This is a genomic window from Deltaproteobacteria bacterium HGW-Deltaproteobacteria-18 (genome assembly GCA_002841885.1).
In the GTDB taxonomy this organism is placed as follows: Bacteria; Desulfobacterota; Desulfovibrionia; order Desulfovibrionales; family Desulfomicrobiaceae; genus Desulfomicrobium.
Genome location: PHBE01000005.1, coordinates 127,696 through 140,120, shown reverse-complemented (window position 1 = coordinate 140,120; position 12,425 = coordinate 127,696). Strand labels below are relative to the sequence as shown.

Sequence of the window (12,425 nt, the reverse complement as noted above, 5' to 3'; positions counted from 1 at the left end):
GCCATCACATGGCGCGGGCTCTTTTTTGCTTGCAGCCTAGAAAAGTCCGCTGATGACGCCCTGCTCGTCGATGTCGATTTTTTCCGCCGAGGGGACCTCCGGCAGACCGGGCATGCGCATCATGTTGCCGGTGATGGGCACCAGAAATCCCGCTCCGGAGGCGATTTCGACCTCGCGCACTGTGGCTACGAAATCACGAGGGCGGCCGCGCAATCCTGGCTGGTCCGAGAGGGAGCTTTGGGTCTTGGCGATGCAAACGGGCAATCCTTCAAGGCCCAGCTGCCGGACCTTTTCCAGATCTTTGAGCGCGCCGGGCGCATATTCCACCGAGGCCGCTCCGTAAACGCGGGTGGCAATGATCTCGATCTTTTCGCGCACGCTCTGGTTCCAGTCGTACAGCGGCTTGTAGTGCGCGGTGCACTGGTCGGCCGTGGCCGCCACAAGTTCCGCCAGCTCCTCGGCCCCTTCGCCGCCTTTTTCCCAAGCTTCCATGACAGCCGCCTGCACACCCATGAACTGGCAGTGGTCGAGGATGACCTGATGCTCCTCATCCGTGTCTGTGGCGAAACGGTTGATGGCCACGATGGGCGTAAGATGGAAAAGACGCACGTTCTCGATCTGCTTGGTAAGGTTCTCAAGCCCCCGGCTGAGGGCCTTGGCATTGGGCACGGACAGGTGCGCAAGCTCGACCCCGCCATGGTATTTGAGCGCCCGCACAGTGGCCACCAGGACCACGGCGCAGGGGTCGAATCCGGCGGACTGGCACTTGATGTCCAGGAATTTCTCCCCACCGAGGTCAAAGCCGAAACCCGCCTCCGTGACCACGTAGTCGGCCAGGCAAAGACCTGTGCGGGTGGCGATGACCGTGTTGGTGCCTTGGGCGATGTTGGCGAAGGGACCGCCGTGCATGATGGCCGGATTGCCTTCCAGGGACTGGATGAGATTGGGCTTGACGGCTTCCTTGAGCAGGGCTGCCATGGCTCCCTGGGCGTTCAGGTCACGGGCATGGATGGGCTCGCGAGCAAAGGTGAATCCGAGAAAGATGTCTCCCAAGCGGCGTTTCAGGTCCGGAAGATCATCGGCCAGGCAGAGAATGGCCATGATCTCCGAGGCCGCCGTGATGTCAAATCCGGTCTCGCGGGGCACGCCGTGCGCAAGACCGCCCAGGCCGCAGACCAGGCGCCTAAGCGAGCGGTCGTTCATGTCCATGACCCGCTTCCAGGCTACGGTGCGGCCATCGAGATTGAGCGAGCGGCTTTTGCTCTGCAGGTTGTTGTCTATGAGTGCGGCCAGCAGGTTGTTGGCCTTCTCAATGGCGGCAAAATCGCCGGTGAAGTGGAGGTTGATGTCCTCCATGGGCAAAAGCTGCGAGTAGCCGCCGCCGGTGGCGCCGCCCTTGATGCCGAACACCGGGCCGAGCGAAGGTTCGCGCAGCACGACCATGGACTTCTTTCCGATGCGGTTCAGCCCGTCGTTCAACCCGATGGACACGGTGGTCTTGCCTTCGCCGGCCGGGGTCGGGGTGATGGCGGAGACGAGGATGAGCTTACCGTACTTGCACTGGTCTTTTTCAGCCAGCGCCAGCGGGAGCTTGGCTTTGTACTTGCCATAGGGTTCGAGCTGGTCGTCCCCTAGGCCGAGTTTTGCCGCGATGTCGCGGATGTGATGCATCTTGGATTTTTGGGCGATGGCGATGTCGGACTGCACGGCCTTGGGCATGAGGCTCTCCTGGCTTATTTGTGATCGGGGCAGAAGGGGCAGAGGCACTGTTCGAGTTCGAGTTCGTAACCGAAACGCTCCAGCACGGTTTTGCGGCAAATCTCTACCAGCTCGAGCACGTCCCGGCATGTGGCGTTGTCCACGTTGATGATGAATCCGGCGTGTTTTTCCGATACCTGCGCACCGCCCACGCGCAGACCCTTGAGGCCAGCCTGGTCAATGAGCTGGGATGCGTAGGCTCCCTCGGGGCGCTTGAAGACGCTGCCTGCGGACGGAAATTCGAGCGGCTGCTTATCCTTGCGCCTGGCCAGTATTTCCTTGCGTCTGGCGAGGAGGGGCTTAGGGTCGGATTGCGGCAGCTCCCAGGTTCCGGACAGCACGACCGCCTCGCGCAGGGCCAGGGCCTGGCGGTAGCCGAATCCGCATTCAAGTTTGGGAATGTCGATCACGCGCCCGTCCCGGGTCAGAACCGTGACGCTGACGAGGTGGTCCGAGATTTCGTGGCCGTAGGCTCCGGCGTTCATGTACAGCGCCCCGCCGAGGGTCCCGGGGATGCCCGAGAGACATTCGATTCCGCCCAGGCCCTCGCGCACGCATTCCAGAACCCAGGCGTCCATGGTTTTTCCGGCCTGTGCGCGCACTGTGCCGCCGTCACGGACTGAGGCCGTCATTTCGCTGGTGGAGATGATGGGCAGCAGGATTTCGCTGTCCGGGAAAAGCGTGTTGGCTCCGCCGCCGTGAATCCAGAACGCAGTGTTTTCGGCGCGGTATCGACGCACGATTTCAGCCAGCTCCTGCGGATTTTCCGGGAAAAATATATTTTTTGCCACGCCTCCGATGCGGAAGGTGCAGTAGTTCTTGAGGGGGACGTTTTTTAAGTGCTTCATGCTTTTTAGCCTTGGTACTCCCGCTGCCTGAAGGGTGCAATATTGCGGTGCGGCCTTTGACCATGTAGGGAATAGTAAACCTTGCCGGCCAAATCGGAATGAGCGCTGTTTTCGTGAGCAGGAACCGGCACGTTTTTTTGACGTATTCCTGAGCTGCCGTCGATTTAAAATAAAATTTCAATCATTCGAGATCATTATGAAGCTTTCCGCGAAATCCAGATATGCGTCCCGAATCCTGCTTGACCTGGCGCTGCACAACGAGGGCGTTCCTCATCGCGTGAACGACATTTCCGAGCGCACTGGAATCACCGTGCCGTTCATCGAACAAATCATCAAGCCTCTGAAGCATGCGGGAATGGTCACGAGCAAGCGTGGGGCATCCGGCGGACACCAGTTGAGTCGTTCGCCGGAGAGTATCACGCTTGGAGACATCGTGCGCATCATGGAAGGCTCGGTGGAGCTTTCGGCCTGCCTGAGCACGCCGGAGCTGTGTGAAAAGACGGACGTCTGTCTCACCCGGGCGGCCTGGCAGCGGGCTACGGACGCCATGCTGCGCGAGCTGGACACCATCAGTCTGGCCGAATTGGCCCAGGGCGCCCCCAATTGTTGCCAGCTAAGCGACGACTATTTCGAGCGCGACAGCTAGTTCCCTGTTTGACAAAGATTTTTTCCCCTGTCAGAAATCGCGGCTGCGCATATTTGGTGCGAAACTTTCTGCATCTGGAGGCATCATGAGCATTCCTTCCGGTTTTCAATTTTCCACTGCGCAGTGCGGTTTCAAACGACCGGGGCGCTCGGATCTGGGGCTGGTGGTCAGCACTGTCCCGGCTGTTGCAGCCGGAGTCTTCACCACCAACCGTTTTCAGGCCGCTTCCGTTCTTGTGGCCCGGGACATCCTTGAAGAAAATCCCTCGGGCATTCGTGCCATCGTGGTGAATTCCGGGCAGGCCAACGCATGTACCGGTCAGGAAGGCATTGCGAACTGCCGGGGCACCCTCGAGATGCTGTCCGCCCTCGGTCTTGATGCTTCCGCGATTCTGCCCGCTTCCACGGGAGTTATCGGCGACCAGCTCAAGATGGAGCTATGGGAGAAGGGGGTTCCCGCCCTGCGAGACAATCTTGGCCGGGTGGGGCTGGTGGACATGGCCCGGGCGATCATGACCACGGACACTTTTCCCAAGCTCGCCGCGCGCGAGGTTCGGCTTTCTTCCGGCACGGTCCGGCTGGCCGGTTTTTGCAAGGGCGCAGGCATGATCTGTCCGAACATGGCCACCATGCTCGGCTTCATCCTGTGCGATGCCGGTGTGGAGCCGGAATGGTGGCAGGGCGCTCTGGCCCGCTGCGCGGACAAAAGCTTCAACGCCATCACCGTTGACGGCGACACCAGCACCAACGATTGTGTTCTGGCATTGGCCAACGGCACCGCAGCCAGCGCGCAGGGCGCGGACCTTGATCTTCTGGAGGAGGCGTTGCTCGAAATCTGTCAGGATCTGGCCTACATGATCGTGCAGGACGCCGAAGGCGGAACCAAGGTCATGCGCATCAATGTTCGCGGCGCGGCCAGCATGGCCGACGCGCAGCTTGCCGGGCGGGCGGTGGGCAATTCTCCGCTGGTCAAGACCGCCCTGTATGGCCGCGATCCCAACTGGGGCCGCATCGTGGCCGCTTTGGGTCGCAGCGGTGCAGCGTTTACGCCCGAGGACGTGGTCGTGCGCATCGCGGGCATGACAATTTTCCGTCAGGGTACCCCGGTCAAGGCAGACTGGGACAGCCTCCTGGCCTCGGCTCTGCGCCGGGACATTGTCGATATCGACCTGGAGCTTCATGCCGGAGAGGCTGAGCTTATGCTAATGGCTTCCGATTTCACCGAGGAGTACATCAAGATCAATGCTGAATACCGAACCTGAAGCCAAGGCAATGACGGATCAAACCTGGAAACGCCTGGCCGATTTTGTTTTTGAGCTTGGCATGTTGCGTAAGACTCCGCGCACCGGATACCAGTTTCTTGGTTCGGGCGCTGAAAACGTGGCCGAGCATTCTTTCCGCACGGCCATGATCGGGTACATGCTGGCGCGCAAAGCCGGAGCGGATGTGGCCAGGACCGTTTTCCTGTGCCTCTTCCATGATGTGCACGAGGCCCGCATCGGCGATTTCAACTATGTGAATCGCATCTACAACACGAGCAATCCGGTCCTGGCCTTCACGCACGCCCTGGAGGGCACGGGTTTTCGGGAAGAGGTTCTCGAGCTTTGGCACGAACTTGAGGCTGGCGAGACCCTTGAATCCAGGCTGGCTCAGGATGCGGACCAGCTCGATTTCATCGCCAACCTGAAAGAGGAGCAGGACCTGGGCAATCCTTATGCGTCCAAATGGCTTGATCATGCGGTTTTGCGGCTCAAAACGGACCCGGCCCTGGAGCTTGCCCGGGCCATACAGGCCACGGACCAGTCGGACTGGTGGTTTGTTCGGCCGGACGAGTCCTGGTGGCGCAAGGGGAACGGCAAGCCCCGCCCCTAGCGGACCATGGCAGCGCCAGAAGCAAGCAGATCTCGTCTCGGGAGGGCAGTGTTCAGTTTTTTTCTGGCGCTTTGTCTGCATGTGATTCCTGCCTGGTTTGTCTTTTTCGGGCCTCTTTACGGCTTGCCAAGCGTCCTCGAACTCAACCTCGACACCATCAACATGTACCGCGAACGAATTTTTCGCGAGCAGCAAGCACAGGACGTTTCCCGGCCGGACACGATGCCGTTGCATATCTCCGTTGATGTGCAGGCGCGTCCCGATACACGCAAGCGCGTCTCGAAGCCTCGCAGCGAAGCGGATCTGAAGCGTGCGCGAGCCGTGCAGCGAGCCATCCGGTCCCTGTGGGAAAACATGTCACCCGACAGCACCGGCTATGCTCTGGTCAGCCTCAGCATTCTCGAAGACGGCAGAATCGGCGAGTTTGTGGTCAACAATGTTTCCGGCGACCAGCAATTCCAGGCTTTTCTGCTTTCTTTTCTGTCCACGCTCAAATCCACTTACGGCAATTCAGCCGGACCCGGAGAATCATTGTGGATTGAGTGTGAATTCGTGATTCAACCATTGGCGCGCAAGGGGGCCTCATGATTGTCGCGGTCATGTCCGATACGCATCTGGATCAACCGGACAACCTGCTGGCCGCGATTTTCGAGCGTCATTGCCGTGATGCCGACGTGCTTCTGCATTGCGGGGACTGCGTGAGTGAAGAGACATGGTCATTTCTCAATTCCCATCCCAGATTTTATTCCGTGCAGGGTAACTGCGATCTGTCTCCTTTGAACGGAACCCTGCCCGTGCTGCGCGAACTGGAGTTGGAAGGGTTCCGCTTGGGCATGGGCCATGGATGGGGGCCGCGTTCCCGGGTGGGGGATGTCGTTGCGGAACGATTTCAGGGCGTGGATATAGTCTGCTACGGGCACACGCACATTCGTGACTGGAGGCTGTCGCCTGGCGGTGTGCGCTTGCTCAACCCAGGCTCCCTGTTTTGGCCAAGATCCGGTGACGGCGGCATGGCCAGGCTTTATCTGCGAGCCGATCAGGAACCTGAGGTGGAGTGGATAACCATCTGACGGAGCCTTGCTGCCGCGCATGAAAAAAGCCCGCCTCAATCGAGACGGGCTTTTCGCTTTTTGTGGGACGCCAATGGCGGCGTTAATTATCGAGCAGTGCGGGGTTGGTGATGCGAACATCCGCCTTGGCGCGCAGATCCGCGACAAAGGCCTGCACGGTCTGCTCCTCGGCCCGTTCATTGAGGGAGGTCAGCCACAGGTCCTTCTCTGCGGCCCATTCCTCGTCGGCCGGCGGAGTCACCTTGACGGCCTTGGCCAGAACGTATCCTTCGGGGAAGGCATAGGATTCGGGGAGCCAGGAACCGGATTCGGTTTCAAAGGCCTTTGCGGACAAGAGCTGGTTCATGCCCAAGCCGTTTATGGAGCCTTGGCGTCCGAAAGGTTCCGTCTCCTTAGGGGAGGCGTCGGCCAGGGACTCACCCTTTAGCAACAACTCCAGATCCTTGTCTCCGGCGGCTTTGGCCATTTTCAGGGCTTCTTCGCGGGTGATAGCCGCAACGATCTCCGTTCTGACCGCTTCCAGCGGCTGCACGCTTTCAGCCACCTGTTCGCGCTTGGTGGCGAGCAGGTATCCGTTCGCAATGGGCAACGGGGACTGTGTTGTTATGTCCAGGGGCAGGTCGAAGAGCGTCTGCACATTTTCCGGAGAAAGACCGGGCAGTTCTCTTGGTCCCTGATTCTTGGTGAAATAGCCCGTTCCGCGGACTTCAAGCTTCAGGCCAATGGCCTTGGCCACGGCATCGAGAGGCTCACCAACGAGCACCATTTCCAGGGCCTGGTCGAGACGATCCTGAAGTGTTTCCGCCGCGCGATCCTCGGCGATGATGCTGGCGATGTCGGTTGCGACAGACTCGAAATCCTCGTATCCCGCGCTTTTGACGTCTTCAACGTAAATCAGGTGGAAACCGAACTGGGTGCGGACCGGTTCACTGACCGCGCCTTTTTCAAGGGCGAAGGCTGCGTCCTCGAAGGGCTTGACCATCCTGCCGCGTCCGAACCAGCCAAGCTCTCCGCCGGTCTGTGTGCCGGAGGGATCCTCGGTGTATTTTGCGGCGACCTCGGCAAAGGATTTGCCTGCAGCCAGGTCTTTCTGGGCGGCCTTGATGGTCTGCATGGCCTTTTCCACACCCGCTTCATCGGCGCCTTCGTCAACACGCACGAGAAGGTGGCGGGCCTTGACCTGCTCTTCTACCTTGAACTGCTCCTTGTGTTCGGCGTAGTACTTTTCGGTCTCCTCGGGGGAGACGAGCGAAAGGTCGGCCAAGGTCGCGGGATTGAGCAGCAGGTAGTCGATTTTGGCTCTGGCGGGCACGGCATAGTTGGCCTTGCGCGCTTCGTAGTATTCGCTGATGCGCTCTTCCGTGGCGTTGACCTGGTCCTGGTAACGCTCCCATGGGTACATCAGATAGGAAATCACCGCCGTGCTGCGCCCGTATGTGTAGAAGTCGCGGGCCTGGTCCTCGCCGAGACGTCCGGGCAGGCCGACGTAGGAACGCAGCTTGTCCATGGTCATTCCGCGCATGTATTCGGACTCGAATTTGCCGGGAGTGAGGTTGTTGGCACGCAGCACGTTCTGGTAGGCGCCCGGGTCAAAGACTTTGCTTTCGTTCTGGAAGGCGGGGATGAGATGAATTTCCTTGGCCAGCTCTTCCTTGGAAACGGTCAGGCCGAGCTTGGCCGCTTGCTGCAGCATCAGCTCCTCGATGATCATTTGTTCGAGGATCTGCCGTTTGAAACCCATCTGGGCCAGGACTTCCGCCGTCAGGCCGGGATTCTGGCTACGGGCGAGTTCGAGGCTGCGCTGCAAACGCTCCTGAAAAGGCTGGAAATGAATGGGGGAATCATTGACCGTCGCGATGACCGTGGTGTTGTCATTCTGCGTGCGGTTCATGCCAAAGGCCAAGACAAACACGGCGATGATGATGCCGAAGAGGATTTTTATACCCCAACTTTGGGCGCCCTGGCGCAGGATATCAAGCATGGAATCTCCGACAAAGAGTCTGAAGTTAAAAATAATGGGAACTGTCCCGAGAGACTTTTATTTTTGCCTGTCGTTGACGTAATTTAGCAAACCGCCAGCCTTGATAATGGCTATTTCATTACCCGTCAAATCGTGGGTCAGCGTGAGCTGCCTGCCGTCCGAAGTCGAGGCCGAAAGAGCCGCTCCGGGTGCGAGAGCGTCGAGCCCTATACGGAGCACATCGCCCTGGGCCAGCGCGTCGTAGTCGGCCTCGTTGGCGAGCATCAGGGGGAGGATGCCGAAATTGATCAGGTTTGCCTTGTGAATGCGGGCAAAGGATTTTGTCAGAACCACCCGGACTCCCAGATGACGGGGTGCCAGCGCCGCATGCTCACGGCTGGATCCCTGTCCGTAGTTCTCGCCGCCAAGGATGAGCCCTTGGCCGGCGGCTTCAGCCCGGGCCACGAAGTCCTTGTCCACGCGTTCGAAGACATGCCTGCTGATGGCCGGAATGTTGGAGCGCAGGGCGGTGATGGCCGCACCGGCGGGCATGATGTGGTCGGTGGTGATGTTGTCCGCGACCTTGATCAGCACGGGCAGATCCAGGACCTTCGGCAACCTGTCGAAGGGCGACAGGGGCACGATGTTGGGTCCGCGCATGATTTCAACCTCGCCCCCATCCTTGGGCGGGAAGGCGAAAAGGTGGCGGATGGACGGTGCCAAGGCCGGCAGGGAAGGCTTGGAAACAGTCTTGGTCCAGGTCGCAGGATCGGTGAACTTGCCGTTCAGGGCGCAAAAAGCGGCAGTGATGGGGCTCACGAGATAAACCTGTCCGTCCTGGGTTCCGCTGCGACCCTCGAAGTTACGGTTGAAGGTCCGGGCGCTGACGCCGCCGCTCGAAGGTGAGCCGCCCATGCCTATGCACGGGCCGCAGGAGCATTCCATGAGTCGTCCGCCGGCATCGAGGATGAGATCGAGCAGGCCTTCGCTCATGAGCATCTTGAGCACCTGCTTGGAGCCCGGAGACAGAAGCAGGTCGGTATTCGGGGCGATGTGTTCGCCCTTGAGGATCTGGGCCACGCTCTGCAGGTCCGAGTAGGAGGAGTTGGTGCAGGAACCGATGGCCACCTGATCGACATTCATTCCGTCCAGTTCGGCCACGGGGACGACCCTGTCGGGCATGTGCGGCCGGGCGGCCAGGGGAACGAGGGTGCTGAGGTCGATGACGATTTCCCGATCATACGTCGCGCCTTCGTCGGCGGCCAGGGGCGTGAAGTCGCTTTCCCTGCCCATGAGCGCAAGAAATGCGCGAGTCTGCTCGTCGCTTGGGAAGATGGAAGCCGTTGCGCCCAGTTCCGCGCCCATATTGGTGATGGTCGCGCGTTCCGGTACGCTCAGGGTGGCCACGCCCGGGCCATGGTATTCCATGACCGCGCCCACGCCGCCCTTAACGGTCAGGATGCCGAGCAGGTGCAGGATGACGTCCTTGGCCGAGGCATGACCGGTCAGCTGTCCTTCAAGCCGGATCTTGAAGACCTTGGGCATGGTGATGGTGTAAGGCTCTCCGGCCATGGCCAGCGCAACCGAGAGGCCGCCGGCGCCCATGGACAGGCTGCCGATGCCGCCGGCTGTCGGCGTGTGGGAGTCGGATCCGATGAGGGTTTTGCCTGGAATCGCGAAATTTTCCAGATGCAGTTGGTGGCAGATGCCGGTGCCGGGAGGGGAGAAGACGATTCCGTACTTGGCAGCCACGCTACGCAGGTAACGGTGGTCGTCGGGATTGCGAAAGCCCATCTGCAGGGTGTTGTGATCGACATAGCTGACGGAAAGCTCCGTCTTCACCCGTGGCAGGCCAATGGCCTCCCACTGCAGGTACGCCATGGTCCCGGTGGCATCCTGGGTCAGGGTTTGGTCTATCTTGATGGCCACTTCGTTTCCGGGCTGCATATCGCCTTCAACGAGGTGCGCCGCGATGATCTTCTGAGTAAGGTTTTGGTTCATGCGCGCTCCTTCAATTTAGCCGTTGAATATTTTTGAAAAAAGGCTCCCAGCCGAAGCTGGGAGCCTGAATCGTTGGGCTTACCAAGTGGATGCAAGCCGTCTGAGCTTGACTTGCAGAATCTGAATTTCAGTGTCCAGGCGCAGTTTGTCCTGCTGCAGCCGGAAAATGTCCTCGTGAAAAGTAATGCCGCTCGCGGGGTCTTCGCGTTGCAGCAATTCCTTGACCTTAGCCTGGGCTTCGGCCTGCTCGGCTCTGAACCTGCCGATTTCCTTTTCAATGGTCTCAATCTGTTGTGATTCTGATTCTTTTACGCTTTGGCTTGTCATCGTGAGTTTCGTCTACCTGTTCTTCGATCCGTGCGGAATTTATGAAGTTTTGAGGACATGGAAGGTTCATGAAAATTTTCCAGAACCAGGGCCAGGCCGATGAGATGTTGTCCGCATTGGTCATGCAGACCCCCGGATGGGTAAAGGAAATGAGCGATCCGGCCAGAGTCCAGTAGGGACCCGGGCTTTGCCAAGGCGATTCGCTGACTTTCTTGGCGTTGGCCAGTCCGAGCTGCAGCAGTCCCGGCTCAATGGCATATCCGGCACCAAGATTCTCAAGCAGGTCCTGAGCGTAGTCGACATCCTCTCGCGTTGTGTCCAGGGTGATGGCGCACTGGCCGCGCAGTCCCATGGACATGGCCAGCACCAAAGGCAGGTATTCCTGGCAGGAGGTTATGTCTATGGATAGTTTCTGGGGCCTGTGGCCCATGCTCGAGGTGATCTGACCGCCCTGGACGCTGACCCGAAGTCCGAACTCGTGCAGGATGTCCATGATGTCCTGGAGGTGGGGCGCGTAATGGGGCCATTTGCCATGCAGTACGACCTGCCCGTCGGTAAAGAACGGCAGGACCAGCAGATGGAGGCTCATCAGAGGATCGACGGGGATGTCCACCGCCGAGATGTCAAGACTGATGGGCGCGGGAGGGACGATGATGCTCAGCCCCTCGAACTGAAGCTCCGGAATATGCTCCTGCAGAAAACCGATCCCTTTGCGTAGCAGCTTGCTGCTTGAAAAGGATTCATGGAGCAGGATCGAAAGGCCGGACTTGTAGGTCGTGGCTGCGACAACAAGCGCCAGTACGAATTTTTTGGAGACGCCCTTGGGTATGGAGATAGTCTCCGGGAGTTGACCGCTGCTTTCGATCCGGACGGGCAAACCGTAGCTGTGCGGTTCCACGACCGTAAGCCGGGCGCCAAGCTGCGGCAGGAGATCCTGCACCGGCCTGACGTCATGAATCTTGAGTTTCGTGGAACCGGTAAACTTGGCCCGGGTCACCTGTCCGAGGGCAAGGCACAGCAGGAGGTAGAAATGGAATTTGCTCTGCCCGGCATAGATGATCTTGTTGTCCATGGACCAGGATTCGACGGGCTGGGCTTCGCATTGCCGGTTCTGGAACGTGAGCTTGAACCCGCAGAGGTTCAGGGCATTGATCAATTCGAGGGAAATGTCGTTTCCCTGGAATGGAGCGATGGTCAGCGGCGAGGAGTTCGTGGCTCCGAGAAAAAACATCATGCTGCGCAGGATCTGGTCTCGGGGAGCGTCGAGATCTATTTCCACAGGCTTGCGCCGGGGGAAGAGGCACAGAGGCTTTTCATTGGAGGAATTACGCTCGACCCTGGCGTAGGAGAGGTTGTTTGAGAGGTGGAAGATTTTTTTGAGAATCTGGGGCTCCAGATTGTCGGCCTTGGATGCGTCGCGCCAAACCTGCCACAGCACTTTTTCCTGGTTGGGATCAGTGATGCCGAGATTTTTGGAGCGTCTGGTTGAGGCCGCTCGGGACAAAAGGTTGGTCCGGGTCATGAGAAGGGACACGAGTCTTTCGTCGAGTTGCGCCAGTTCCTGCGTCAGAGATAGAGTATTATGTTTTTCGGCCATGCGAATTCTTTCAGGCTAGGGAGGTTGTTGTCCATGGGTGCATGGACGCATGATGAAAGATGCTATCAAAAGTGTTCTTTAACAATAAGACTTTACGGATTGCAAGCGGTTATTGTTCAATATAATTACAATATGCTGAAATAATATAATAAATTGAAAGAAGTGCTGGAAATAGGCAGCTGGATCCGCTCGATTGCGCGGATCCTGTCAGGCAACGTTTGACGGATAATTGCGCGGTTGATAAAAAAATCACAAAACGGTTGACAAGAAGCTCGTTGGGAAGCAAAAAGGGGTCTCCGTTTTTTTATTTGTGAAAATAAAAACAAACTATATTTAGGAGGATCCAC

The 12,425-nt window shown here is 58.7% G+C and carries 11 protein-coding genes; 5 read left to right on the top strand and 6 right to left on the bottom strand.

Annotation, left to right across the window (positions count from 1 at the left end; genetic code table 11):
• Nucleotides 1-36: 36 nt before the first annotated feature.
• Both CVU60_06155 and CVU60_06150 read right to left on the bottom strand, forming a co-directional pair.
• Complete coding sequence (locus tag CVU60_06155; protein PKN42592.1) at nt 37-1,707, bottom strand: formate--tetrahydrofolate ligase; 1,671 nt, start codon at nt 1,705-1,707, stop codon at nt 37-39.
• A 26-nt stretch (nt 1,708-1,733) separates the two neighbouring features.
• Nucleotides 1,734-2,606, bottom strand: coding sequence for a UDP-N-acetylenolpyruvoylglucosamine reductase (locus tag CVU60_06150; protein PKN42568.1), 873 nt, complete (start codon nt 2,604-2,606; stop codon nt 1,734-1,736).
• Nucleotides 2,607-2,802: 196 nt separating this feature from the next.
• Between CVU60_06150 and CVU60_06145 the strand changes: the two genes are divergently transcribed.
• The 5 genes from CVU60_06145 to CVU60_06125 all read left to right on the top strand — a co-directional run bounded on the left by CVU60_06145 (nt 2,803) and on the right by CVU60_06125 (nt 6,193).
• Nucleotides 2,803-3,252, top strand: coding sequence for a hypothetical protein (locus tag CVU60_06145; GenBank protein PKN42567.1), 450 nt, complete (start codon nt 2,803-2,805; stop codon nt 3,250-3,252).
• An 85-nt stretch (nt 3,253-3,337) separates the two neighbouring features.
• Complete coding sequence (locus tag CVU60_06140; GenBank protein ID PKN42566.1) at nt 3,338-4,513, top strand: bifunctional ornithine acetyltransferase/N-acetylglutamate synthase; 1,176 nt, start codon at nt 3,338-3,340, stop codon at nt 4,511-4,513.
• Complete coding sequence (locus CVU60_06135) at nt 4,494-5,123, top strand: phosphohydrolase (GenBank protein ID PKN42565.1); 630 nt, start codon at nt 4,494-4,496, stop codon at nt 5,121-5,123. Before CVU60_06140 ends, CVU60_06135 begins: the two co-directional genes overlap by 20 nt.
• A gap of 48 nt (nt 5,124-5,171) precedes the next feature.
• The gene (locus CVU60_06130; protein ID PKN42564.1) at nt 5,172-5,711 is read left to right on the top strand and encodes a hypothetical protein; all 540 of its coding nucleotides are present in this window, start codon (nt 5,172-5,174) and stop codon (nt 5,709-5,711) included.
• A complete protein-coding gene (locus tag CVU60_06125; protein PKN42563.1) occupies nt 5,708-6,193 on the top strand; it encodes a hypothetical protein in 486 nt (161 codons plus the stop codon). The genes CVU60_06130 and CVU60_06125 overlap by 4 nt, the downstream gene beginning before the upstream one ends.
• A gap of 82 nt (nt 6,194-6,275) precedes the next feature.
• Here CVU60_06125 and CVU60_06120 read toward each other — a convergent pair whose 3' ends face one another.
• The 4 genes from CVU60_06120 to CVU60_06105 all read right to left on the bottom strand — a co-directional run bounded on the left by CVU60_06120 (nt 6,276) and on the right by CVU60_06105 (nt 12,078).
• Nucleotides 6,276-8,174, bottom strand: a complete 1,899-nt coding sequence (locus CVU60_06120; GenBank protein PKN42562.1) for a hypothetical protein — start codon at nt 8,172-8,174, stop codon at nt 6,276-6,278.
• A 57-nt stretch (nt 8,175-8,231) separates the two neighbouring features.
• Nucleotides 8,232-10,154, bottom strand: a complete 1,923-nt coding sequence (locus CVU60_06115; GenBank protein PKN42561.1) for an aconitate hydratase — start codon at nt 10,152-10,154, stop codon at nt 8,232-8,234.
• A gap of 78 nt (nt 10,155-10,232) precedes the next feature.
• Entirely contained in the window at nt 10,233-10,481 is a 249-nt protein-coding gene (locus tag CVU60_06110) for a hypothetical protein (GenBank protein ID PKN42560.1), read from the bottom strand.
• Nucleotides 10,438-12,078, bottom strand: a complete 1,641-nt coding sequence (locus tag CVU60_06105; protein PKN42559.1) for a hypothetical protein — start codon at nt 12,076-12,078, stop codon at nt 10,438-10,440. Before CVU60_06105 ends, CVU60_06110 begins: the two co-directional genes overlap by 44 nt.
• Nucleotides 12,079-12,425 lie beyond the last annotated feature (347 nt).